General features: G+C 46.3%; 20 protein-coding genes and 1 tRNA gene. 10 read left to right on the top strand and 11 right to left on the bottom strand.

Annotated elements, in window-relative coordinates; genetic code table 11:
• The first annotated feature begins 60 nt into the window (after positions 1 to 60).
• The 3 genes from glgB to IEU85_RS03555 all read left to right on the top strand — a co-directional run bounded on the left by glgB (position 61) and on the right by IEU85_RS03555 (position 4,517).
• Complete coding sequence (gene glgB, locus IEU85_RS03545; protein ID WP_188354824.1) at positions 61 to 2,310, top strand: 1,4-alpha-glucan branching protein GlgB; 2,250 nt, start codon at positions 61 to 63, stop codon at positions 2,308 to 2,310.
• Positions 2,311 to 2,520: 210 nt separating this feature from the next.
• Positions 2,521 to 3,240, top strand: a complete 720-nt coding sequence (locus IEU85_RS03550) for a response regulator transcription factor (protein WP_188354825.1) — start codon at positions 2,521 to 2,523, stop codon at positions 3,238 to 3,240.
• Positions 3,241 to 3,503: 263 nt separating this feature from the next.
• Positions 3,504 to 4,517, top strand: coding sequence for a sensor histidine kinase (locus tag IEU85_RS03555; RefSeq protein ID WP_229714747.1), 1,014 nt, complete (start codon positions 3,504 to 3,506; stop codon positions 4,515 to 4,517).
• A 64-nt stretch (positions 4,518 to 4,581) separates the two neighbouring features.
• Here the strand turns inward: IEU85_RS03555 and IEU85_RS03560 are convergent, their stop codons facing one another.
• Together IEU85_RS03560 and IEU85_RS03565 are read right to left on the bottom strand one after the other, a co-directional pair.
• A complete protein-coding gene (locus tag IEU85_RS03560) occupies positions 4,582 to 5,328 on the bottom strand; it encodes a ComF family protein (protein ID WP_188354827.1) in 747 nt (248 codons plus the stop codon).
• A gap of 2 nt (positions 5,329 to 5,330) precedes the next feature.
• Positions 5,331 to 6,158, bottom strand: a complete 828-nt coding sequence (locus tag IEU85_RS03565; protein ID WP_188354828.1) for an HAD-IIB family hydrolase — start codon at positions 6,156 to 6,158, stop codon at positions 5,331 to 5,333.
• Positions 6,159 to 6,269: 111 nt separating this feature from the next.
• Here IEU85_RS03565 and IEU85_RS03570 point away from each other — a divergent pair, with 111 nt between their 5' ends.
• Complete coding sequence (locus tag IEU85_RS03570) at positions 6,270 to 6,758, top strand: metallopeptidase family protein (RefSeq protein WP_229714708.1); 489 nt, start codon at positions 6,270 to 6,272, stop codon at positions 6,756 to 6,758.
• 77 nt (positions 6,759 to 6,835) lie between these two features.
• Here IEU85_RS03570 and IEU85_RS03575 read toward each other — a convergent pair whose 3' ends face one another.
• Genes IEU85_RS03575 through IEU85_RS03585 form a run of 3 tightly spaced genes read right to left on the bottom strand, consistent with a single transcriptional unit; the run spans position 6,836 to position 12,153 of the window.
• Positions 6,836 to 8,359 (bottom strand): DUF5719 family protein, encoded by a 1,524-nt coding sequence (locus tag IEU85_RS03575; protein WP_188354829.1) that lies wholly within the window; start codon positions 8,357 to 8,359, stop codon positions 6,836 to 6,838.
• A gap of 11 nt (positions 8,360 to 8,370) precedes the next feature.
• Entirely contained in the window at positions 8,371 to 11,721 is a 3,351-nt protein-coding gene (locus IEU85_RS03580; protein ID WP_188354830.1) for a glycosyltransferase, read from the bottom strand.
• Between the two features lie 60 nt (positions 11,722 to 11,781).
• Positions 11,782 to 12,153 carry a WhiB family transcriptional regulator gene (locus tag IEU85_RS03585; protein ID WP_188354831.1) on the bottom strand — a complete coding sequence of 124 codons (372 nt, stop codon included), beginning with the start codon at positions 12,151 to 12,153 and terminating at the stop codon, positions 11,782 to 11,784.
• 319 nt (positions 12,154 to 12,472) lie between these two features.
• Between IEU85_RS03585 and IEU85_RS03590 the strand changes: the two genes are divergently transcribed.
• The 4 genes from IEU85_RS03590 to IEU85_RS03605 all read left to right on the top strand — a co-directional run bounded on the left by IEU85_RS03590 (position 12,473) and on the right by IEU85_RS03605 (position 18,100).
• Positions 12,473 to 13,930, top strand: coding sequence for an LCP family protein (locus IEU85_RS03590; protein ID WP_229714709.1), 1,458 nt, complete (start codon positions 12,473 to 12,475; stop codon positions 13,928 to 13,930).
• A 117-nt stretch (positions 13,931 to 14,047) separates the two neighbouring features.
• Entirely contained in the window at positions 14,048 to 15,481 is a 1,434-nt protein-coding gene (locus tag IEU85_RS03595; RefSeq protein ID WP_188354832.1) for an LCP family protein, read from the top strand.
• 70 nt (positions 15,482 to 15,551) lie between these two features.
• Positions 15,552 to 17,648, top strand: a complete 2,097-nt coding sequence (locus IEU85_RS03600) for an FtsK/SpoIIIE domain-containing protein (RefSeq protein WP_229714710.1) — start codon at positions 15,552 to 15,554, stop codon at positions 17,646 to 17,648.
• Between the two features lie 179 nt (positions 17,649 to 17,827).
• A complete protein-coding gene (locus IEU85_RS03605) occupies positions 17,828 to 18,100 on the top strand; it encodes a WhiB family transcriptional regulator (RefSeq protein ID WP_188354833.1) in 273 nt (90 codons plus the stop codon).
• Positions 18,101 to 18,255: 155 nt separating this feature from the next.
• Here IEU85_RS03605 and IEU85_RS03610 read toward each other — a convergent pair whose 3' ends face one another.
• Positions 18,256 to 19,737, bottom strand: a complete 1,482-nt coding sequence (locus tag IEU85_RS03610) for a sensor histidine kinase (protein WP_188354834.1) — start codon at positions 19,735 to 19,737, stop codon at positions 18,256 to 18,258.
• Between the two features lie 112 nt (positions 19,738 to 19,849).
• On the opposite strand from IEU85_RS03610, the gene trhA reads away from it, so the two are divergent.
• Positions 19,850 to 20,827: a PAQR family membrane homeostasis protein TrhA gene (trhA, locus tag IEU85_RS03615; RefSeq protein ID WP_188354835.1), complete on the top strand. Its 978-nt coding sequence runs from the start codon at positions 19,850 to 19,852 to the stop codon at positions 20,825 to 20,827.
• Between the two features lie 78 nt (positions 20,828 to 20,905).
• Here the strand turns inward: trhA and IEU85_RS03620 are convergent, their stop codons facing one another.
• The 3 genes from IEU85_RS03620 to IEU85_RS03630 form a co-directional block, all read right to left on the bottom strand.
• On the bottom strand, positions 20,906 to 21,388 hold the full coding sequence (locus tag IEU85_RS03620; RefSeq protein WP_188354836.1) for a GreA/GreB family elongation factor: 483 nt from the start codon (positions 21,386 to 21,388) through the stop codon (positions 20,906 to 20,908).
• A gap of 57 nt (positions 21,389 to 21,445) precedes the next feature.
• The gene (locus tag IEU85_RS03625; RefSeq protein ID WP_188354837.1) at positions 21,446 to 21,850 is read right to left on the bottom strand and encodes an FKBP-type peptidyl-prolyl cis-trans isomerase; all 405 of its coding nucleotides are present in this window, start codon (positions 21,848 to 21,850) and stop codon (positions 21,446 to 21,448) included.
• A gap of 93 nt (positions 21,851 to 21,943) precedes the next feature.
• A tRNA-Pro gene (locus IEU85_RS03630) sits at positions 21,944 to 22,017 on the bottom strand.
• 183 nt (positions 22,018 to 22,200) lie between these two features.
• Here IEU85_RS03630 and IEU85_RS03635 point away from each other — a divergent pair.
• On the top strand, positions 22,201 to 22,857 hold the full coding sequence (locus IEU85_RS03635; RefSeq protein WP_188354838.1) for a GNAT family N-acetyltransferase: 657 nt from the start codon (positions 22,201 to 22,203) through the stop codon (positions 22,855 to 22,857).
• Positions 22,858 to 22,954: 97 nt separating this feature from the next.
• Here the strand turns inward: IEU85_RS03635 and der are convergent, their stop codons facing one another.
• Both der and IEU85_RS03645 read right to left on the bottom strand, forming a co-directional pair.
• Positions 22,955 to 25,084, bottom strand: a complete 2,130-nt coding sequence (gene der / locus IEU85_RS03640; RefSeq protein ID WP_188354839.1) for a bifunctional cytidylate kinase/GTPase Der — start codon at positions 25,082 to 25,084, stop codon at positions 22,955 to 22,957.
• Positions 25,081 to 26,019, bottom strand: coding sequence for a pseudouridine synthase (locus IEU85_RS03645; RefSeq protein ID WP_229714711.1), 939 nt, complete (start codon positions 26,017 to 26,019; stop codon positions 25,081 to 25,083). Before IEU85_RS03645 ends, der begins: the two co-directional genes overlap by 4 nt.
• Positions 26,020 to 26,106 lie beyond the last annotated feature (87 nt).

A 26,106-nucleotide genomic window follows, 5' to 3' on the forward strand; every position in this document is an offset into this window, starting at 1 on the left:
TTTTTTGAACTTTCCGCGCGTTGGAGCTGACAGCCGATAATTGATTGGTACACTGAGACTATGGCTACAGTACAAACCGCGGGAAGCATCCCCCAGCCGATCAACGTTGATCACCACACTTTGGATGCCGTGAGCAATGGTACCTTCTACGATCCTCATGCTGTGCTTGGAGTACATCCACACGGCGATAGTGAGCCTTGGGTAACAATTCGAGTGCTTCGACCACTCGCCCAAACCGTCACTATTATCACCCAAGACGGATCCTACGAAGCTCAGCACGAATTTAACGGTATTTTCACCGCAGTAATTCCAGTCGAACATGCTGGTGACGTGCCCGATTATCGCATTGCGACACAGTATGAAGACGGCACCAAAACATTGCATGATGACCCATACCGATATTTGCCAACGTTGGGCGAAATGGATTTGTACTTATTTGGCGAAGGTCGCCACGAACGTCTATGGGAAGTCCTTGGCGCTCATGTGCGTACCTACGAAGACCCTATGGGCGAACCAGATGGCAGCGATACCAGTCATGTTAGCGGCACCTCGTTTGCGGTGTGGGCTCCAAATGCTCATGCAGTGCGCGTAGTCGGCGACTTTAACGGCTGGGGCGGCAGGCAATATGCCATGCGAGAACTCGGCTCCTCTGGTATTTGGGAACTCTTCATTCCTGGCATTGGTGCTGGCGAGCGCTACAAGTATGAAATTTTGAATGCTAACAATGAGTGGAAGCAAAAAGCTGACCCCATGGAACGCTATCATCAAATTCCACCAGAAACAGCTTCTATTGTCGTCGATTCTCACCATCAATGGGCAGATAGCACTTGGATGGAGCATCGCGCAGATACTGACCCACATACCCAGCCTATTAGCATTTATGAAGTACATGCCGGCAGCTGGAAACAGGGCTACGATTACACGAAGTTACGCGAAGAGCTGGTCCCTTATGTAAAGTCTATGGGCTATACCCACGTGGAATTTATGCCACTAGCCGAGCATCCATTTACCGGCTCTTGGGGATATCAGGTTACCGGATATTATGCACCACAATCTCGCCTTGGTACTCCAGATGAATTAAAGGCGCTGATTGATGCTTTCCATCAAGAAGGTATTGGTGTAATTGTCGATTGGGTGCCTGCGCACTTCCCTAAGGATGATTTTGCATTAGCCCGTTTTGATGGCACACCATTGTATGAAGATCCAGATCCGCTGCGCGGTGAGCATCCGGATTGGGGCACATATGTGTTCAATTTCGGACGCAATGAAGTACGAAACTTCCTTGTTGCCAATGCCTGCTATTGGCTTGATGAGTTCCATGTGGATGCATTGCGTGTTGATGCTGTGTCCTCTATGCTCTATCTGGATTACAGTCGCAGTGCAGGTCAGTGGCGACCGAATAAGTTTGGCGGTCGTGAAAATCTCGAAGCTATTGATTTCCTTAAAGAAACTACAGCAACAGCATACGGTCGTTATCCTGGCATTATGATGATCGCGGAGGAATCTACTGCATGGCCAGGAGTTACTGCACCAACTGATGGCGGCGGACTTGGTTTTGGTTTGAAGTGGAATATGGGTTGGATGCATGATACGTTGCAGTACTTGCACGAATCCCCTATTAACCGCAAATGGCATCATGGTGAAATTACCTTCTCTATGATGTATGCCTATTCTGAGCATTATGTACTGCCGATTAGCCATGATGAAGTGGTATATGGTAAGGGTGCACTGTTTGGCAAGATGCCAGGCGATGATTGGCAACGGTTCGCCGGCGTTCGTGCGCTATTTGCCTATCAATGGACTCACCCGGGCAAGAATTTGACCTTTATGGGCAATGATATTGCGCAGTATGGCGAATGGAATTACAACGCAAGCATTGATTGGGATGCTTTGGAATGGCCAGATCATCAGGGTGTTAATGATCTAGTGAAGGACCTTAATGCTCTGTATGTCGATACTCCACAATTATGGGAGCTTGATTTTGACCCTGCCGGCTTCCAATGGCTGACTAGTGACGATGCTGACCATAACGTACTGAGCTATATGAGACTTGATAAAGCTGGCAATCCAATTGTTGTGTTAGTGAACTTCTCCGGCTCTGCATGGCAAGATTATATTGTTCCTCTCCCTCAGGGTGGAGCATGGGAAGAGATACTCACCACCGATGACGAGCGCTATGGTGGTTCAGGTATTCATAATGATCATATTGTGGCGCAAGAGCGTGAGTATCACTCTCGCCCATATCGTGCTTCAATTACTGTTCCAGCACTTGGTGCCATTATTTTGAAGCCCGTAGCTGAGGAAGAATAGTAAGTTACCATTATAAATATGTAGCAATACGCTATTATCAGAATTCAAATTAGGCAGCTGCGTAATGTGGCTGCCTATTTCAGTAAATACACAGCTAAGTTACAGCAATCCTTCGGCAAACTGTATTGGCATCGACTATAATAGCGGTAGAGTTTATAGTACAGCACGTGCAGAACGCATATTAGCGAAGCACAAAAGTGAAGGAAAAGCATGAATACGCCAATGGCAAGTACCCCTTACACCATTTTGGTAGTTGAAGATGAACCAACATTAGCCACTGCAATTGCCCAACGTCTTACTGCTGAAAAATGGAGTGTGCGCGTTGCTGGAGATGGTGCTAGTGCAGTGCAGGCAGCAATGCAGCTCAAACCAGATTTAATTATTATGGACATTATGCTGCCAGTTATGGATGGTTTAGAGGCAACGAAGCGTATTTCTGCTGCACGCCCTGTGCCTATCATGATGCTGACCGCACGTGATAGTGAGATTGATAAAATTAACGGTCTTGGCGCGGGTGCAGATGATTATATGACCAAGCCTGTTTCTATGCGTGAACTTATTGCCCGTTGCAAGGCATTACTGCGCCGTGTAGAACGTGCAAAAGATATTGCTAAGCACTCTGAACATGAGAAAGTATTGAATTTTGGTTCACTCGTTATTGACCCTGCACAACGTATTGTCACACTTGATGGCAAGCAGGTACATTTAACACCAACAGAGTTTGATTTACTGGCAACTCTCGCCCGTAAACCGCGTTCCGTGCTCACTCGCGAGAAGCTCCTTGAGGAAGTATGGGATTGGATTGATGCCTCTGGCACTACTCGTACTGTAGATTCTCATGTTAAAGCATTACGACATAAGCTTGGTGCTGATTTAATTCGTACTGTTCATGGCGTTGGCTACGCTTTTGAGCCACCTGTTGAGCAATAAGCAAGAGGAGTACATGCAAGCCGTATAAGCGAGAGCAGTTTGCAATCTGCAACTTCGCCACGCTTATCGCATTTATTAATTTCAAGGATCTTATTGGTATGGCAACAACATCGTTTACTCCACCAAGCACAGCAAAACGTACTCAAGGCACAGGCAAAAGCAGTGAGCAAAACAAGTTTTCGAGCTCCTTTAATGCCTATGATCAGTCTTTTGCAAGCAGGCGTAAACGTGTTGCTGCTACAGTAGCTGGACGCCCTATTGGCATGTTTCGTTCTATTAAAATGGAACTCAGTGTGCTCATTGTTATTGCAACAGCTATTGCTTTTGCTTTAGCTTGGCATTTTCTGAAATGGGGTTGGAGTGGCTGGATTGCTATGCCGCTGACGCTTGCCGTAGCGCTAGGTATCACCTACGGTTTTGCTCATGGTCTTACTGCCCCACTGCGCCAAATGCGCAAGGCTGCTGACGCTATGGCTGATGGGGACTACTCTATTCGCGTTGATCATATTGAAGATTCACGCGATGAAATTGGACAGCTTGCACGTGCATTTAATGCTATGGCCGCTGAGCTTGAACATGCCGACCAGATGCGACGCGATATGATTGCGAATGTTTCTCACGAGTTGCGTACACCTGTTTCTGCTTTGCAAGCACAAGTTGAAAATATGGCCGATGGCGTAGTAGAGCCAACTCCTGCTAATCTTGAAAGCATTCTGAATCAAACACATCGCCTTGCAGATTTGATTGCATTTTTGCTTGATATGTCACGTGTTGAAGCGGGAGCTGCAAGTTTGGAAATTGAAACCTTTGATTTCGCGCAGTTCCTTGATGAAACAATTGAGCCGCTTGAACTTGCTGATGGTGGGCACGGTCATGATATTCATTTACAAGCCCCGACAGGAATTATGGTAGAGGGTGATCCAAATAGGCTACGGCAACTCTTCACCAATATTATTGGTAATGCACTAAAGCATTCTGCTGATAATACTACGGTGCTCATTGAGGTAACTGCAAAAGAGCAGCATAATCAAATTATTACGCATGTTATCAATTTTGGTTCACAAATCCCGCGTGGGGCGCGTAATGATATTTTCCGCCGCTATGTTAAAGGCACCGGTAAACCTGGCACTGGCTCAGGTGGTACGGGTCTAGGCTTGTCAATTGCGCGATGGGCTGCAGGATTGCACGGCGGCAGTATTCAGGTCGTGGACGACCCTCGCGGCACTAATTTTGAAGTTGTGCTTCCTATGCACATCGATGACAGTATCGTAAAGTAGCACTAATCAATACTACTTCCTTGTAGGTCATTCATACGTACATTCATGTGCAGCGATACAAACGCTATACCATAGCAATACTTAACGCTGTAAATACAGGAAAACCAGCTTCTTGCAGTTGAGTGCTACATGCGCGAATTGTGGCGCCTGTAGTAATAATATCGTCAACAAGAATCACACATAACGGCGTATTACCATGCGTATTCCTATATCGTACAGCTTTTCTTGTCAGTTTGAGGCGTCCAGCAAGACGCGTGGAGCGCGAAGTGCCACGCGATAATGTTAGCGACTTCGCTGCAGTCAGACGCATACTCAATAATGCCACCGATTGCGCGTTCCAACCTTGTGTGCGACATTGTTGAGCTACTGCACGAGCAAGAACTACTGTATGCCACCTACCCCGCTTGCGGCGCGATGCATGAGATGATGGCACAGGAACTACAAGAATAGTTATTGTTTTCGGCAACTGATTAAACACAGTAGTAATATCAGCATGTGTGATAAGCGAGCGCATACTTTGAGCAAATACTCGATCACACTGCCAATCGCCCTTATCTTTCCACGACAAAATCATATGTCGAACAGCACCTTGATAGCGTGCACACGAACAAACCACGCCACTACTGCAAATACGCGTATCAATAGACTGCTGCTGCCACTGCGTGAGCTGACGATAACACTGCGGACATACCACTTCATCAGGTTTGCCACATCCTGCACATCCTCTAGGAAATAGCAGTAAACCGAAAGCTGTAATCACACGACGCTGTGCGTCTACCAGTTCTTCGATAGTATGCCATAGACTTTCCATGATTAGCACAGCTTACGTTGCGCCAATGCTTGCGCCCATGCAGACAGCACAGTATAGGTTTCATCAGGATTATTCACATGGATAGCGTAGGCGCCCTCTTTAGCGGCTGGCCAATCGTTGCCATCGTTCTGCATACGGTCGCCAAAAAATGCAATACTACGAACATCAATATGCCACAACTCGGCTAGTGAGCGCACTGCAAAACCTTTATCAATGCCAGGTGCAATCACATCAACACTAGTAGAACCACCCGTTTTCACTGTTAAGTGAGGCAAATCTTGCGCCACAAGTCGCGCCAGCGCATTCTTTTTCACACGCTGAGGATCCCATGCTTCGCGGTGTGCTCGACTTGCTAACTGACCAAGCGCAGAGAAAGTAATTTGACCTCCTCTATCCTCAATACGGTCACCTTGTACCATACTATCATCAAGCCACAGTCCTAGTTCGTGCGCTCTTCTAGTTAATGACGCTATAGCCATGCGCTTATCATCATCGCTTAAATCATGCGCTTGCACACATTGCCACGTGTCATTGATAAATTCATATCTCCTAGCTCCACTCGTAGGCAGTAAATAGATATGTTTTCGATTAGCTTGAGCATCCACATATGGTGTAAGTTGATATTCAAATAGGTGAAAAGCTCCACCTGAAACAATAGCAAGCGGCATATGCCAAGATAATTCACACAATACTTGAGCCATAGACTGCTCTATCGGCTGGCGAGATAATGCCAATGTCATGTCTAAATCACATGCAATTGCCTGAATATGTTGAGGTAAAACACAAGTTTGTGCAGCTGTTGCCTCATGAATATCGACATTACACTCCATTGTGCCTCCTGCAAGTCAAACCCACACCTGTATATACACCGTATCATTTAAGAAACGCGCTTATACACCTAATTCTTATAACTTTCACATAGTACACGATATGCTACAAGTATGTCGCATGCGTTATCCATACATGATGAGCGTTCATACGAGATGCAATCATCGCCAGAACATATCGTACCATGGCTTGGTTCTACCTATCGAGATCGTCATGGTCGCGGAATGCGTCAACCGATGTTTCATATGAAAATGCCCCAATACCGTACCCGCCAAGGAACCTTTGATAACTTGGTTATTGCACAATTTAAGCGTCTTGCTACCAAATTTCCTAAAGAAGTTGCGCAATGTGATTGTGCCATTGAAGATGTTCCACCAAGTGTTCCGCTCGCGTGGGAAGAGCAGCGTGTCGCATTATCACAAGGCTTTCCTGCACAGCATGGAGAGCGCATGAGAATCGTGCTGTATCGCATGCCCATTGAACATCGCAGCCGTGATAGGTATGCGTGCGAACTTATTATTCGAGATGAGATTACCAAGCGTTTTGCTCAGCTTCTTGGCAAAGACCCTCGCGATATTGATCCACAATGGGATATGGATTAGCCGCTATTGCAATTGCTAAGCAGTATCTCTAGGTTGTAAACCAATATCGCACCGCAATGAACTAAGTAGCTTTATAATTATGACACCACGCGCTGGCTATACTGCAACGCAACAGATGCTGATGAAGGCTCTAATGCAGTCGGCAGGATTTGTGCAAGATTAGCAGTCTGATGATCACTAGTCCCATGCACTGTAGCTGACCATTGCAATGGCGTATCACCATGGTGTCCCTGAACCTGCATAACTATTACAGCACTATCCTGAGCAATATCCTGTGTTTCAAGGCTTACACCAGTTTTCGCTTGTAATTCGAGCTTCTTACTACCTACTTCTTTGCCGTCAGCATTGTATGCAATAAAGTTTGCCGATGTAGTATCAGTGCCACCGTTGACCACATGGAGTGTGGCATGCACATCTTGTGGTAATGCAATTGCAGAGCTGGTAGCGCGGATAGATGGGCTTGCCATCATAAAATCTGATTGTTGTTCACCGTCCATCGTCTGCATAATTGAGCTAACAATATCAAGTGATTGCTCGCTGCGCACCACTGCTCCAATTGCACCATCTGGAGCCTTACCCAAATCTAAGTTAGTTACTGTGCCAGCATGTACATTCACTGCCTTTGCTTCGTGTTCGCCTTGCTCATCAATCCAATACCAAGTCGCTTTGCCAGATTGATCGCTATATATACTCGCAGTTGTTGTTAATTGCGGCATTATCGACGTAATCACACCATCTGATGCCAGACTTGCAACTTGCTCAGAACCTTTAGGCGTTAGCCCTTCCATGGCCACAATGCGCACATGAGCGAAAACTGGTGCTACATCAGAAGTAACTTCAACATAGACACCTTGCTCATTAGGCGCAGCTGCTGAAAGATTCATCACCTGATTTGATTGCGCATTTACAGTAACCGCGCTTTCTGTATTTAACGCCAGTGCTTGGCTACTCGAGGTACCATGAACGCGAATATGCACTGTTGTAGGTTTTGCAGCGGTATTCGTCAATACAAGCTGCTGCGCATACCCCGTTTTTGTGCTGGGCAGCAAAAACCGTGCTGTAAGCTCAGGCTGACCGCATGCCATGGCCGAAGTACCACGTAAATCACCTTCGGTAGCACTACTTACAGCACTGCCAGCAATACCATATCCTTCTTGCTGCTTGGTAAGCATTGCCTGCAAAATTGTTGCAGTATCATCTGCTGTACCTGCAAAAGTTTGCACACCTTTGGTATCTGTCGCCATATCCCACAGCATATTCGGAGAGTTCAAATGAGCAAACTGCCCCGCTACCAAACCACCTAATGCCGCTACTCGGTAATGTGTAGCAATATTGCCAGATGTAGTGCGAAATGCTTCATCACCATACGAAGCAGTATCAATCAAAGCCATTTGCGCCGGGCACACTTGTGTTTGTACTGTTTGTTGTACACTAACCGAATTACCTTCACCCATGGGTAACTGCATCAGTGATGATTCGCCTGGCACTACGACGCCTAGAGCCACTGCCCCAGCGATTAAAGCCAAAGCACTTGTACTAGCAGCTACTACCAATCCAATACGAGAGGCGCGAGTGTTGCGCGGTCCAGTATGTCCAGTCATTACTCCCCCTCTTAGCGACGTATTCTTGGGAATGCCACAATGCAATATATCAACATGGTAATAGCCAACGACCATATCCAGACTTGCTGCCAAGCACCAACCGCAAGCGAAGTATACCTATGCAAGTCCACACCTGAATCTGCAGGCACCTGACTTAATCGGATAAATACTCCCTGACTATTATCAACGACAACGCTTGTACCTGAAGTAGCGATAATATGTGCCACCAAACTGCTATTTGCGCCATCACTCGGTTGAGGAATGTATATGCCGCCAATACCAGTTTGTGCAATAGTTGCAATAGCCTGCTCATCGCTGGTAATAAGCAGTGTAGCAACAGCTTGCTGTACTGAACGTTGTAGCGGGTCAGTACGCCCTGTTGCTTGACTTACTTCATATGCAGCATTTCTATCAATCAAATCACCTTGGGCAGTACGCATTATAGACATATTGATATGCGCATCAGAATCAGCTGAAACAGCGAGAATACGGTGATTATCTTGCGCATACACATAATCCTGAGCAATACTTGGTAAACTCTGCGTAGCTGTTACAGGATGCTCATAGCTGGTGCGCTGATAGCCCACATATCCCCACACCAGACATACGCTAACAATAGCTAACACCAATACTGTACGACCTATATTCATGACCTGACGCTGTACGCCTTTGCGCTGCACAGACAAGGCGCGTCTGCCAACGCTGCGATCTACCAGTGGTTCAAACGGTTTTGCAGCACGACCGGCGAGCATTGCCGCGCCACATAGGAATCCCATTACCATCATCATCAGCCCTGGCAGTACATCGCCAGCAATATGCTCAGGTTGCTGATCAATAGCTACACGTACTGCAATACAGGCAAGCATACCACCCATTACGGCGATTCCGAACATTAAACGTGATGCACGCAATAATGATGGAATAGCCAATGTCACACAGGCTAATATGCTTAGCGAGAGCACGGCAATAAGTGCTGCAATACCCCAGAAAAGCACAACATGTTGCATAGTAACTGCCTGCTTTGAATCCACTAGTGCGCCAAACCACCCCAGTGATTCAACAGAAGCACCTGATGCGAAAGCCTGACTATAGGTATCGATACCAAAAAGATGAGCAAGCAGTGCAGTGATACTAACCGGAGCGCTAACCCCCTGCATATGAGCAACTGGAATTAATACTGAAGCAAATAATTGACGTAGTGCCCCTTGACCAAGATGACGGACTACGTTAAAAAGTGTAGGAGCTAGTAATACTGCAGCTGGCAGCGGCATCAGGAACAGCATCACACGATGTGAGCGCACAGCAAGAATAAAAACCACAAAAAGCGGAATCATAACTAGCACTAATTGAGGAGCGCATGCCACACACGCTGCCAAGCATAGTGATGCACATGCTGCACTTTGAATTGAAGCCGTAGGGGTTACAATTTCCTCGGTTCGATACATTCCAACAGCGCGGTATACAAACGCAATACCTGCAGGCAAGAAAGTAGCAAGCACCAGCATTGGAATGTTGCCATATGCGAGTATTCCTGATGCTACAACGAAAGCTGCCCAAGCGAAACCACTGCTTACACGCACAGCATTCGAACGCGTAAAAGTACCAGCTAGTGCCCACATTGATAATGCAGCACAAGAAGGCCCTGCGATAATAATGAGAGCAACTGCACTTGCAACATGACCGCCAGTACATAGGCTTACAATCGTCAAGATAACAAAAAATGGTGTGGGCGGGTATGCCATGCCAAGACCGTCAGCATAGGCAATCGGACTAAATGCCGCATGAATAAGCTGTCCAAATGTGGCAGCAGTTGGCGGTAATGCGACTGTCGTAATTCCACTATTGGTTATCAGCGCATGCCAAGCATCAGGTACGAGCCATATTGTGCACGCTAGTACAATACCACTCATAAGTGCTGCCCATAATGCGCGTCTGCGTTTTCTCGAACGAATATGCGCTAATTCGAGTTGATTGAGCATACGCCCGCGCATAGCTTGTTCAAACGCTACTTTACGTTCTTTATACAGCTTAATTTGATCTCGATGCGCAAGTAACGTATCTAAACTATGCAGAGGAATATTTGCCTGATCACGAACTTTACGGCGTGCCATGGTGCCTTGAGGCAGCCAGAGCAGCATTCTCCAAGGTAGCGTAAACTTACTTGCAGCTGCGACCATATTTTTCTGTGCTAACAAGCCAAGTGTTCGACCAATACTTGAGATAAGCAACCATAGCCATGCCAAAAACCAACGTCTTTTAGCAATATCAGTAAAGTAATATTGAGCTCTAGCATCATCAACAATGCGATATGCAATGTTGGGAATGCTGGCAGTACTCTGAGCAACTGAGCTGTTATGCGTCACCAGTGTTTTTTCAGTATCGCTTTTTTCAGTATCGCTTTTTTCAAAATCCGATGATGCCTGCAATAAGGCATACCCTTGTAATGAACGAAGTTGATATACACGCGCACGATAATGTCGTAACACCGCTTGAGGCACTACAACCACACGACCACCGCTGCGACATACACGCCTACAATAATCAGCTGACTGCCCAGCCGTATACAGCGCTGAACTTGCGCCGCCCAAACTATACCAAATTCGGGTATTAACAACAGCACCTGCAAGCGAAACCGCAAACACATCTGAACGAGTATCATACTGCTCTTGGTCAAGCTCCCCAGCCACTACGAGCGACGTAACACTATGATGAGATGTTGCATAATAACCAACTTGCTGCAATCGCCCAGTGCGAGCATCAATATGCTTAGCGCCCAATACAGCAACCGATGGTGTATTTTGCCATACCTCAAGCATGGTTTCTAAATATGTCGCGTCATTGGGATAGCTGTCATCATGCAACAACCATAAACCATGCGTTTGTTCTAATTGAGGCAACGCACGCAATGTAGCATTGATAGCCTCGCCAAAAGAATGCGCTGAATCAATATGAATACACTGCACTTGAATATCAGCAGCAACACGAATACTGCTATTGTAGCGATTTTGCAAGGCTGATGGCGCTTGAGGCACTGGTATAGACTGCGAGGTCTTGTGCGTTTTGCTTGCTTTATCAGTCTTGGAATTGGACTTAGTTTTAGACTTAGCTACAGAGTCTTCATTATGCGCATTATACGCAGACTCAGGGGTATCACAACTCGCCACAATAATGTGTGATGGGACGCAAGTTTGCTCAAGCACACTACGCAAAGTCTGTTCTAAATACTGCGTATCGTTATCAACTGTAATAATTGCAGCAACAGACGATATAGACCGATACCCTGGATACAAATGTGTCCTCGCATAGTGCGAAACCTTAGAAACAATTGCCTGTGCATTCAGTGACTTATCTTGAGCATTCATCACTTCTACTATAGATAAACCACTGTAAATGAGCAACGTAACTGGCTATATAATCTCCTATTATGCTTGTTCGCGCATTCTAGTCAGACCGTGGTCACGCTTGTATTTTCGGCGTTCGCGCTCTGAAAGCCCGCCCCAAATACCAAAGCGTTCATCGTGTTCAATAGCCCAAGCTAAACACTGATCTCGAACTTCACAATGAGCACATACGCGCTTAGCGTCCTTCGTAGAACCGCCTTTTTCTGGGAAAAAGGCTTCTGGATCAGTTTGTGCACATAATGCTTTATGTTGCCACGATACATCAGATGTGTTGTCAAATAGTCCCCAGAGTAATGTGTTGAGTGCTTGCTCGTTATCCTCATTGATTTGAGTTTGCAGCTCGACATCATGACTTTGGTCGTCAGCACCTGCTGGACTGAACACTCCCCACATGATGGCTCCCCTCATTTGGCGTGTCAACCACGCCCAGTTGCATTACACCTATTGAAAGGGGGTCTGTCAAATCAATATGAGTGTCGACTTTCAATCTGTGCGTGTTTCATTCTAAAATTTCCCCCAAGGTTATCCTAATATTAGAGCAATTGTTCCAATTGTCCACTAATTGACTACATCACAGGAAGCTACAGTCGTGTTCATACGCGAGAATTTTGTAAACAATTTTCGCAACTCCTATACTTCGTCAATTTTTGAACGCGCTGTGCTTTACACTTGATACGGGCTCATAGCGAGTCAAGTAAAGGAGATATAGCCAGTGTCAACGCATAGCCATTCACAGCATCGCGCCCAAAGCCGCAATCATAAAATTCCAAATCTGGCTCATACGCATGCGCACCCGCTACATGCTCCTGTATACAGGCTGTCTCATAGACTACGGACAGCCATTATCGCTACTATTCTCGCAGCACTAACCTTCGTAGGAACAGCTTCAGCTTTAGTCGCCAATAATATAACCACCCTGGTTGAAGAGGCAGAAGCACCAGTTATTACCCAATCCCATGTTAAACAGGAAACAATAGTTGATCCTAACGCTGGTAAACCAATTAATATTTTGGTACTCGGTCAAGATACACGCTCCGGCGAAGCAAACGCTCAAATCGGCGCAGGTGGTTCGGCAGATGACCACCAATCTGATACAGCAATGATTGTCCAACTCAGTGCCGATCGCACGTTTATCAATATCGTTTCTATTCCACGCGATTCTATTGTTGATCAGCCAAGCTGCAACACCTCTCAGGGAGTACTTGGCGCACGCAATAATGTAATGTTTAACTCTATTTTTGCAACTGCCTACCAATTCGGCGGCGATTTAGCATCAGCTGCCAGCTGCACAATGAATGCTGTAAATGCATTAACTGGATTGGAAATCTCCCAGTTTGTTGTCGTTGATTTCGCTGGATTAAGCAATATGATTAGCTCTTTGGGTGGAGTTGATATTTGTATTGCTCAAAGCATTGAAGATGACACCACAGGACTACATTTACAACGTGGACTTCATCATCTCAACGGTGTTGAAGCTACCCAATACGCTAGAGTTCGTCATGGTGTCACCGGTGCTGACGGCAGTGATATTTACCGTACTACACGCCAACAATTTTTAATAAAATCACTACTCAGAGAAGCAAAACAAAAGAATCTCTTCACCCAGACAAATCAACTTTATCAGCTCGCTACCAGTGCTATCCAATCATTAACCATGAGTCCAGGATTAGCTGATGTGGCAACGCTTGTGGGTATGAGTGCAGCATTAACTAAGCTCAACACTAACCATATTTACGCGCGTACTGTGCCTGTAACGCAATATGTTTACGATAAAAATCGCGTGGTATGGACCGATGATGCTGTACAAATTTGGGATATGTTAAAAAATAACAAGCCGCTTACTGAGGATGACTCTGCAACGCAAAACGAGCAAGACACTAATACACAAGATACTCAAAACGAACAAGAGCAAGAAAGCACTGATACTACCCAGTCTCAAGATACAACCTTATCCCAGAATGGCCAGGCTACAGCTACTCCTCAAGGCACGCTTGATGCAAATACTGGACTGCTTGTCATGCCAGACGGATCACTTGTTGATCCTAATACCAATGGATATGTAGACCCTGATTCTGGCGTAATTAAAGATGCCAACACTGGTCAAGCTATTGGTATGGCTGACGGTTATGTTTCGTATCAGTTCTGTGGTATTCCAGTAAGTCAGATGTAAAACGACAATTGCAATAACTTATAGTACTTATGTAAAGGGTGCTAATTCGTCAGTTCATATTTGCTCAACGAATTAGCACACAAAGTATAATGTAGACGAACAAATAAGGGAGCAACTATGAGTGAATCTGGGCAGCATAACTCTCAGGAATCAACGCCTCCCAGCTTTCAACCATCGGGCAATCCTCGATCCAGAATAAGGCGCACCCCTCAGCAACAATCGCTTGGTGCGACACACTCATCAGCGTCAGATATCCCTAGTTTTGCTCCTGAGCGCACTCGCTCTTCTCGTCCAAATATGTCGCATGGTTCGGTGCCTGAATACCAACCCATTCCTCATGCAGAGGCTGAGCAACCTGTCTCTTTTGCACCTGCTTCGCAAGGGCGGCGATCGAATACGGCAAGGAACACTACTCCTGAACAACCAGCGTCTTTTGCTCCTCAAAGGAGAAATGCTGCGTCACCACGAACTACACAAAATAGACAATCAGTAAGGCCTGTAAATCCGACACCACAGAATTCTTTTAGCTCAGCACATATGGCGGTACCATCCGTAGCTGCAGGTTCATCATTGCCTCGCAGGGGTCAAAGAAAACGCCGATCAAAAGTACAGATTCTTGGAACCAGTCTACTAGTACTACTGTGTGTGATTATCGCAGCAAGTTTGCTTGTCGGTTTTATGAGTATTTCTTGGGTCAATAAACATTTGCAGCATGAATCTTGGCTAACTAATACTCCACAATCTTCGGCATCAACCTGGCTTATTCTCGGATCTGATCAGCGCGATGGTGCACCAAATACCGGTAGCGCAACTGATGTTCCAGGCTCTCGTACTGATACTATTTTACTGCTGACTAAGCCAAAAAAGGGTCCAGCATCATTGATTTCTATTCCTCGTGATTCTTATGTATCACCTAACGGTCAGGATATGAAAATCAATGCTGTTGCTTCGTTATTAGGTCGTAGCGACCTAGTAGGTACTATTGAAGGCATAACTGGATACAAAGTTGACCATGTGGTAAAAATCGGATTCAGCGGTGTAGAGCGTGTTGTCGATGCTTTGGGCGGAGTGACATTGTGCTATGACGACGATGTCAATGACCCTAACTCCGGCATGGTATGGCAAGCTGGCTGCCACACTGCTGACGGCCCTACTGCCCTAGCATTTTCCCGTATGCGTTATGCCGATCCTCAAGGAGATATAGGTCGAGCAGCGCGCCAACGTCAAGTTATTGGCGCAATTGTTAAAAAAGCTTCTTCTTCACAAATACTTTCTTCACCAAGTAAGATGAAATCTGTTGCAGAAGCGGGGCTTGGCTCTGTTGTCGTCGATGAAAATTCAGATGCCCTTAATCTCGTATCCATGGCGTTAGCCTTTAAAAGTGCCACTGGAAAAGACGGCATTACCGGTACGCCGTACTATTCAGATCTCGATTATTGGCCAGATTCCGGTATTGGTTCGACAATTTTGCTCGATGATCAGCGTAATGCAACGCTCTTCAAGCAACTTGAAGAAGGTAGTGCATCCCCTGGTGTTGTAGGCGGTATGTAGGTACTGCCATACTTGTCCACCATAGCCATTTCGCTTGCTTGATGAAGTAGACGACCTGCATAGTTGGTGTATGAAGAATCGTACACAGCAGCAACAATCGATGCACGCGAGCCAAGACAAGCAACCGCGCCAAATACCTCAGTCAACATGGCTTATCATAAGTATGCTTGCACCACTTATCGGTCAATTTGCCGTAGCCTGTGTGATGGCATGGCAAGGACATTGGCTATTAATGATTATGATGGTGCCAAGCTGCTTAGCCATTGCTTCGACACTTATTGTAAGTCAACTCAGGCAGCGACAGACACAATCCATGCCCGCGCAATCTGCACCTGGACAATCAACCGATCAATCGTACCGAAGCACAACTGCACCATTACCAAGCGCAAACTCTGGTTTCACAGATAATCCAATAGCAAGCAGTCACCATGATCAGCAAGCAATACTTGATGACATCAAGCTACTGCCATCGAAAACACTCTGTACACAATTATGCCTCCCTACCGGCCCCACAGCACTCTGGCAACATATTGCACACACATGGAGCGATAGAATTGAACTGCACCAACATCACCACGCATATCCAGCCATAACACATCTGCCAGCAGTTGTAGGAGTAAGTGTGCAACACTATCATGCTCCACAACCGCCCACAATACAGCCGTACACTCTGGATATTATTACTCAAGGTCCTCATGCCCTGCTCGCTGGAACAACAGGTTCTGGAAAATCATATGTGTTACGCACATGGGTGCTGTCACTGGCTTTAGCCTACCCACCAAGTGATGTGCAATTTATTTTTCTTGATTTCAAAGGAGGTTCAACATTTCGTGACCTCTACCAGTTGCCTCATACTATTGGTTTTGTTTCAGATTTAGATATCAGTCATGCACTACGGGCCTTAGCCGCTATCAAACAGGAATTACAGCGAAGAGAACACTTAGTCGCAATCCATCATGCTGGAGATATCAATCACATACCACAGCCACCTGCGCGGTTGCTTATTATTATTGATGAATTCCATGCGTTACGCGCTCAGTTACCAGATTATATGGATCGTTTAGACCATCTTGCTACACTTGGACGCTCACTAGGTATGCATCTGATTGCGTGTACACAGCATCCTATGGGGCAAATGAGTACCAATATGAAGGCCAATATTGGATTACATATCTGCTTGCGCGTACGAGATGAAATACAGTCACGAGAACTTATTGGCACTACCCTTGCGGCACATTTTACACCCGACATTCCGGGGATTGCTATGAGTGATTATGAACAATATCCAAAGATTTGGCGTGCGCTTACTGCAACACATGCTGATCAAGAAATTCTAGCATGTAAGCGTGCATGGCAGGCTATAGGCGATGGCGCAATACCTATGTTATTTTCGCAGCCTTTGCCCAAATATTTACCTGCATACGCTCAGGTGAAAACGAGCACTGATTGTACAAGAAAAACTGACAACAATGGTAATATGCAACAGTGCGATACAGCTTCATTTGCATTAGATAGAGCCCATCTGCAATTGGTTTTGGGATTAGCCGATACTGGCACCCATTGCATAGAGTATCAACTTGCTCTCAATCAAGGCAATATTGCCATTATTGGTCTCCCTACGCGCGGTACCAGCACGATACTTAACAACTGTTTAGCGCAGTTACAAACCGCCCAAGCACATGGTGTATGTACTATCAATACCTACAATATGGATACTGCTTACGGCGAGCAGGAAGTATGTGAGCCATCACTTGAATCATCACAATCGCTGCAAATGCCGCAACCCGAACGACTGCCACAATCCGACCAATCGTCACCAGCCCGTCAAACGCCACCAGAGTGGCATATCGATCTTGTTGATGAAGCTGATCAATGGCTTAATCCTATGTGCGATGATCCGCAGGCGACACTATTCCGACAATATCTTGCTGATCCCAATCATACGGTTATTTTTGCTACCCACTCGGCTCGTTTTGTACGCCATCCTGACCATTGCAGTACAAGAATTGTTTTTGCGACAGGAGATACAGCGACGGATTCGATTTCAGGAATCCCACATGCAGCGCTGGCAACATGCACTGAGGACGATTATCATCTGGCTGGTCGCGCGTTCGTACTTGAGCACGGATCTTGTACGAAAATTCAGTGTTATAGCAGTATAGCCTAGTTGCGCTACTCACCCACCATCACAATAAGCGGTTTCATAGTGACACTCGCATTGCAGATTTCATATATTATAAAAAATGTCATAATTTCGATGACAAAACTCTTGAAATTTTCTCCAATTCGTGGTTATCTCTTATGTGGGAAGTAACTGCCCACCTATGGAGGATGTGAAGGAACAGTATGAGCAGTGCATATGATTGGCGAGCAAAAGCAGCATGCAGGGATAAGGACCCTGAACTGTTTTTTCCTGTAGGCAATACAGGCGCAGCACTTCAACAAATTGAAGAAGCTAAAGCCGTATGCCGCACCTGCAGCGTTATGGAAGCCTGCCTGAAGTGCGCCCTTGAAACCAACCAGGATTATGGTGTTTGGGGTGGCTTAAGCGAGGATGAACGCCGCACTTGGAAGCGTCGCACTATGCGTCAGCGTCGTGCCGCTGTTATGCAGCTATAGTACGACAATATCGCTGCACAGTTTGGGGAGAGGGAATATGTTTCCTCTCCCCAAACTTATTTCTATCGTACCTTAAGCTGCACATTCCTTGAGTTTACAGTGTTATGCCATTAGCACATTCACCCTACTTAAGGCACTGAGTGATTAAACACGTATTATTGTGCAGCGCGCAACCGCATATTGAGCACTACTCGGGTACCTCCTTCGCGGCGTGGTTCCCACTTAACGCTACCGCCAAAATCATTTTTCACAAACGTATTAATAATCTGCGTACCCAAACCAGAACCACTAGAGCGGGCCATTCCAGACTCTGATTCAGAGGTATAGCCAATACCGTCATCTTCTACAACAACATTTAAGGTATTGCCTCCACGCCCTACGGAAATACGAATATTGCCCTCACTCTTACCCACAAAACCATGCTCTACAGCATTCGTTACCAATTCCGTGAGCACAAGAGACAATGGTGTCGCATCCTGAGCAGGCATCATACCAAATTTACCCAAATACGAAATATGAATATGCTGATCTTTTTCAACTGCAAGATCGACACTCATACGCAGTAACGTAGAAATTACCTTATCAAAATCAACGATTTCATCAGCAGTCTGACTTAATCCCTCGTGTACTACCGCAATCGTTTCCACACGACGCATTGCCTCTTCAAGCTCCGTTTTAACCTCAGGAAGTTTTGTTCTACGCGCTTGCAATCGCAGTAGCGCAGAAACTGCTTGCAAATTATTCTTTACACGATGGTGAATTTCCGCAATAGTAGCATCCTTGGTCTGCAATTCTTTTTCACGGCGATGTAATTCAGTAACATCACGACATAGCACTACTGCCCCGCAACGCACATTACCAGCATACAGCGGCAAGGAACGCATAGAAACCGTGGAACGATTAGCATTGATTTCAGAATCAACAGCAGCTTTACCAGCGAGTACCAGCGGCAGCGTATCTGAGACATCGTCGCGCTCTTTAATTAACGATGTACCAATTTCTGCTAAATACTTGCCTTCCATTACTTCAGCAGCACCAAGTCTTCTGAAACAACTGATGGCATTAGGGGCGGCATACTCCACAATGCCATCTTGAGAGAGCACAATAAAACCATCAGAAACACGCGCATTATGCCGCTGTTTAAGCATGGCGTCATGATATGGGAATGTGCCTTCCGGAATCATGGCAAATAACTTTTTACCTGCATCAATTGACTCTGACTCGTAACGACCATTAAGCATTCGTGTTGCCATATTGGTTTCACGCACCACAACACCTAATACTTTGCCTTCCCTACGCACAGGGGCATAAACATCACAAACTGTGGTATTACCAACCGCACGATAATGATCCAGCCTGGAAATGCGCTGTTCGCTCATTGCACGCTCAATAGCTTTGGCATCTTCGCCTTCCACTATTTGCCCAATCATATCGTCTTGTCGCACAGAAATCACTGTTGAAGGACGACATTGTCCTGCAACAACATATTTACCTTGTGAAGTCGGCAACACCAGCAGTAGATCTGCAAAACTTAAATCTGCAATCACTTGCCAGTCGGCAACAAGATGATGGAGCCATTCACGGTCAGTGGCATCAAAATCTGGATTATCAGCTACAAGATGAGAAAAATCTACCATGCCTCTATGCTATCGAAATGTATGTGCAACGCGCCCAAACCGAGCATGTTTAAGCTCCACTCATACTCCTATACTCAATACCAAAGTAGTGTTGCATATCGAGGAGGGATGTATGGCTCAGTCTCATCAAGACGAGACAACTGACCAAACCAATCAGCGTAGTACTGCCGAGGGGGCGAGTACTTTATCAGAACCATCCAATAGTTCAACGCGCTCAGCGACAGCATCGAGTACCACAAGCGTTCCAACCGATGAGCAGCAGGCGGCATTTGCTCGCACTGCACAGGCGGTAAAGGAAGCACGCATTCATGATGCGCATGTACGCGCCCAAGTAGTGCGCACAAAGGGACATGCGAAAGCTCAGCGTATTGAGTCAAAGGCTGAGCTTAAAGCTAGAAAAATTGAAAATCGAGCTTTAGGTATCAGAAAAATTCGCCTTGATGTGCATGGCAGACCAAAACCGGCAATGCGTGGTATGATTCATCTTATTGCCGCTCCATTGGCACTTGCCGCTGGCATCGTACTCATTTGTCTGGCACCAAGTGCGCCATTGCGCTGGGCATGTGCTGTTTTTATGGTCAGCTCACTGATCCTCTTTGGTAATTCAGCACTGTATCATTTGGGTGATTGGTCGCCAAAAGTTACCGATATTTTGCGCCGTATTGATCACGTTAATATTTTCTTGCTTATTGCTGGCACTTATACGCCTGTATCATTTGCTCTGGAACCATTTTGGCGCAATCTTATTTTGGCAACCATCTGGACGTGTACTGTTGTAGCCCTGCTGATTCACGTTATTTGGATTAATACGCCACGCTGGCTTTATGCGGTAGTGTATATTCTGTTTGGCGTCTCTGGCGTGGCATATTTGCGCCTATTTTGGTTATCACCTCACGCTGGACCAGCAGTAGTATGCCTTATTGTTGCTGGAGGCTTATGCTATATTGCTGGCGCCATTGTGTATATATTCCGTAAACCTGATCCATGGCCAAAAGTCTTTGGTTTCCATGAAATATTCCATTGCGGCACTGTGTTAGGTTTTGCCTGCCATATGGTTGCTATTTATTTCGTAATCGTCAGCATGTGGTAATACACACACTGTATACGTTAATAGCCCGAGCAGTAACTGCCCGGGCTATTGTATTGGAACTGAATTACAGAGTAATGCTTACTCTAGTGGCTTAGCGTCTTTTACTGTTACTTCAATAACTTTACCGCTTGGTGCAGTGTAGCTTACTGTTTCACCGACTTTAGTACCCATAAGCGCAGCTCCAACTGGAGACTCTGGGCTGACAATATCATGGTCAGTAGCTACAGCTAAATCACGGGAACCGACAACTACTACACGCTCCTTACCATTGCGAATCATGGTTACCAATGAACCATTACCCACAATACCCGCTGCCGGAGCAGTGAGAATTTTTGCAGAACGAAGTTTCACTGTAAGCTCTTCAATACGGCCTTGGTTCTTGCGCTGTGCATCACGAGCGGCTTGATATCCGCCGTTCTCGCTTAAATCACCCTCAGCGCGAGCGGCTGCAACTTTCTCGATAATTTCGTCGCGGTATGGTCCTTCACGCCAGGCGAGCTCTTCTTTTAACTTGTCGTAAGCTTCTTGTGTAAGCAACAAGGTTTGTTCTTCTTGTGGCATACTTATCCCTTATAATTCCTTATTTCACCAGACTCTATGTGGTATATGCACTAGTACTTAACGAGTAGCAATAATATCAATAACGAATACGAGAGTATCTCCCCCGCCGATACCGGCCTGTGGAACACCACGTGAACCATAGCCATATTCAGGTGGAATAGAAACCACAAGACGGGAACCAACATTGTGTCCTGGCACGCTCTGATCCCAGCCACGAATAACCTGTCCTACACCAATACCAAAACTTGCGGGCTGGTGGCGGTCAAAGCTTGAATCAAATGGCTTATTCTTGCCCCACACTACACCGTGATAGTTAACGGTTACGGTATCGCGTTTACGTACCATTGGACCGTCACCTTCGGTGAGTTCTACAACTTTGAGTCCTTGAGGGGCAGCGCCTTCCGGGAACTCAATAACTGGGCTAGAGCCAAACTCTGCATTAACTTGTGGCATATCGGCCATAGTATCCTCCATATCAAACTATCGACACTACTGTAACCCATGCACTGTAATAATTAGGTAATTATGTTGTAAAAGAGTGTAAAACAATAATAGTCGGGCTAGCCGGATTTGAACCGGCGACCCCTTGACCCCCAGTCAAGTGCGCTACCAAACTGCGCTATAGCCCGATACACTGCTGTGTACTATACAAGCGTGTTCAACGTTGTACTCTAAACACCGTAAACCAAAAGTGCAAATTTGACACGCCAATGTATTGCCATACGCCCAGTTCTTACACCACCACACCGCAATTGCTATGAGGTACACTATTACCAAAAGCTCAGCTTACATACGAGCATGTAAGGGGGACCATGCAACACGCACCGAAACTAACTACAGAACGCCTTATACTCCGTGCTTGGCAAGATAGCGACGCCGAGGCACTCTATACTGCAGCAAGCAACCCTGAAATTGGTCCGCTTGCAGGATGGATGCCGCATACCAGTGTCGCGCAATCAGCACAAATTATCGATACTATTTTTAATGAGCCAACAATTTTTGCAATAACACTCAAGAACGACGATACACCAATTGGCTGTGTAGGACTGAAACCATGCTCTCCTGAGTGCAAGCTACCTCAAGAAAGTAGCAACCAGCATATGGAACTGGGTTACTGGCTGGCACAAGGGTATTGGGGACAAGGCATTATTCCAGAAGCTGCGGAGCGCGTTATACAATACGGTTTTGAGCAGCTGGCATTGCAGGCAATTTGGGGTGTGCATGAGGTTGGTAATCGTCGTTCACGGCGCGTGATGGAAAAACTTGGTATGCAGCGCGTAGCCATTGCACCGCATATCAAGATTGATTTACTTGGCGATGACGTGTATTGGGATGAAGCGATCAATCGCATTACTCGCCAAGAATGGGAAGCAGAACCGCAATTGCGCGATAGATTAGAAGCTCCGAGTGAAGGGCATGTACTCGCTGTGCCATACGTGCAGCCTGAAGGCGTAGTGAACTTCGAATAATTCACGATGCTATCCATATACAGTGGTGGCGGCTACCAAAGTAACCGCCACCCTACTCTATAACCCAATCTGCGAGTATTGTGCTACTCAGCCCGCACTATTTGCGCTTCTTACGCTCTCGAACTTTCACAGAAATCTGGATTGGAGTACCTTCAAATCCAAATTCTTCACGCAGCGAGCGCTCAATATAACGCCGATAACCATGCTCCAAAAATCCGGTTGCGAATATTACAAAACGCGGAGGCCTGTTTGAAGCCTGAGTAGCGAACAAAATACGAGGCTGCTTACCGCCGCGCAATGGATGCGGGTGAGCTGCCTGCAACTGCCCCAAGAACGCATTGAGTTTGCCTGTTGGAATACGCTTATCCCAAGACTCTAACGCCTGATTCATCGCTCGAGTTAATCGGTTGGTATGCCAGCCGGTTTTTGCTGATAGATTCACACGCTGCGCCCAAGTAACACGATTAAACTCTGTCTCCCACAAGCGTTCGATGCGTTGTCTGCCAAAATCATCCAGCAAATCCCATTTGTTGAACACCAAAACGATAGCGCGTCCAGCATCAACAGCTTGGCTCATCACTTTCAAATCTTGGTCAGAAATTGGTACAGACACATCAAACAGCACTAATGCCAGTTCTGAACGCTCAATGGCAGCTTGCGAGCGCAATGTTGAATAATATTCTGCGCCAGAAAGCTTATGAATGCGTCGTTTAATACCTGCAGTATCAATAAACAGCCAGTCTTGCCCATCAAGTTCGATAACTTCATCAACAGGATCTCGTGTAGTACCTGCTAAATCATTGACTACCGCACGGCTTTCGCCAGCAAGCTGATTGAGTAATGACGACTTGCCAACATTTGGACGGCCGACTAATGCCACACGACGTAACCCTGTAGGCGTGAGGAAACCAGATGTCTGCTCTGCATGTTCAAGCTGGTCAAGTGCTTGATCGAGCAAATCGCCAACACCCCTACCATGCATTGCAGAAATCGAGTATGGCTCGCCAAGACCAAGTTTCCAAAACGCCGCAGTTAAATATTCATTAGCCTGATTATCAACTTTATTTACTGCCAAAGTCACGGGCTTACCGCTGGCGCGGAGCATAGCAACAATACGCTCATCGCTAGCCGTAACTCCTACAAGTCCATCGACTACTAGAATGACGGCATCAGCGAGACGAACTGCAATCTCAGCTTGTTCGGCGATTGATGAATCTATACCTTCCACATCGGATTCCCAACCGCCAGTGTCAACGAGCTTAAAATCAGTGCCTGCCCACTCTGCGTCGTAGCTTACGCGGTCTCTGGTAACTCCCGGCGTATCCTCTACAACAGCGGCACGCCTGCCAAGAATACGGTTTACCAATGTTGATTTTCCAACATTTGGACGACCAACTACTGCCAGCACGCCAACTGGTTTTTGTGTTGGAGCATTATCTGGCACAGCAAAATAGCCTTGTACCAGCTGCTCGTCCTCTTCATCCAGCTCATAATCGCTTAAATTTGCGGCATACTCAGCATAAGCAGCTTCTTCTTGAGCTTGTTCGACAAGGTGAATCAGTGTTTCTAATGTCTGATCGAAATCCATATCAGAGTTGTCAACAGTTATCACACCGTCTGCTGCTTCAAGAAAACTTGTTACTTGTGCATCTGCTTGATCACGTGCTGCAACATTATCTACACCAGCAGTCCCCTGCGCACTTTGCCCGCTTCGGCGTGCTTGACGTACTTCTTCACGCGCCGTCAATAATACACGCACTTGTGCTGCAGGGTCTACCACTGTAGTAATATCGCGACCTTCAGCAACAATGCCAGCGCCACTAGAGAAAGAATCTTCCAATTCTTCTCGCGCAATATATGAGCGTTGAGCTGCAATAAGCATATGGCGTACTGCAGGAATAGCTGAAACCACAGAAACGTGTGAACTTACTTCACTAGAGCGGATCGCCTCATCAATGCATTCGCCATCACAGTAGACATGTGGTTGCTGTGGATCTACACCGATTTCAAAATGATCTTCAACAAAAAGCCGCTCTACAGCATCAACAATCGATTGCTCATCAACAGGTGTAGCATCGAGGTCAATGCCATTGTGTAAGCACCAATACGTTGCCGCACGATACATGGCACCAGTATCAAGATACGCAAAACCAAAATACTGGGCAAGCGCGCGAGAAGTTGAGGATTTGCCTACACCTGCAGGTCCATCAATAGCCACTCGTATCACAGTCCAACCTCCTTTTCCAGAGATTTGACCTCTACTGGTGACAAGACGCGGTATGAGCCAGGCTTGAGCTCACCAAGTTTAATTGGACCAATTTGCGTGCGCACAAGACGGTGTACTGGATATCCAAGAGAGCCAAAAATACGACGTACAATGCGGTTTTTACCGGAATGCAGTACCACACGCACCATGGTGTAATCACGATTTTGGTCGAGAATGGTGCATTTGTCCAATTTCACCCAACCATCGTCCAGATTGACACCAGTGTGTACTAATCTGCGGCATACGCCACCGCTGAGTTTGCCTTCAACTGTGGCAATATAGGTTTTTTCTACCTCATATTTAGGGTGCATTACATGCTGAGATAGCTCGCCATCATCGGTCATTAAAATTAGACCTTCTGAATCATAGTCGAGACGACCCATATGGAATACGCGCTCATATTTATCGCCGATAATATCGCGTAATGTCCAGCGCCCTTTTGGATCGTCCATAGTGGACAGCACCTTCTTAGGCTTATTAAGCGCCAACGTAATATGCGTGTCATGTAAGTGAATGCGAGAACCATCCACGAGAATACGCTGCTTATCCGGATTAACACGTGTGCCGAGTTCGAGGACGAGATCACCATCTACCTCTACTCGACCATCAAGAATAAGCTGTTCGCATTTGCGCCGTGAGCCAAATCCAGCTTGTGCCAGCACTTTTTGCAAGCGAATACCATCTTCTTGATGATGATCGCGGCGAGGTGCACGCTGTTCACGCCGAGGCTGCTCAGTCAGATAGTCTCTATTACCAGAACGCGAATAAGCTCGATCAGTACGCTGCTGACGGTTAGCATTGCTATTGCGACGATTTGATGATTGTGATGTTGAAGAACGCCTAGTAAATTTACGATTTTGTGAATTACGGCGTTGCTGATGTGATTCTTGTGGCATCGTTCTCCCAACGTGGCCTGGTACGTAATAAAGCGCCGTATAGCGCTCTAATAGAGTACAGGAAGGTCAGGAGAAATACCACATGCA

Source organism: Galliscardovia ingluviei, assembly GCF_014635685.1.
Classification (GTDB): Bacteria; Actinomycetota; Actinomycetes; order Actinomycetales; family Bifidobacteriaceae; genus Galliscardovia; species Galliscardovia ingluviei.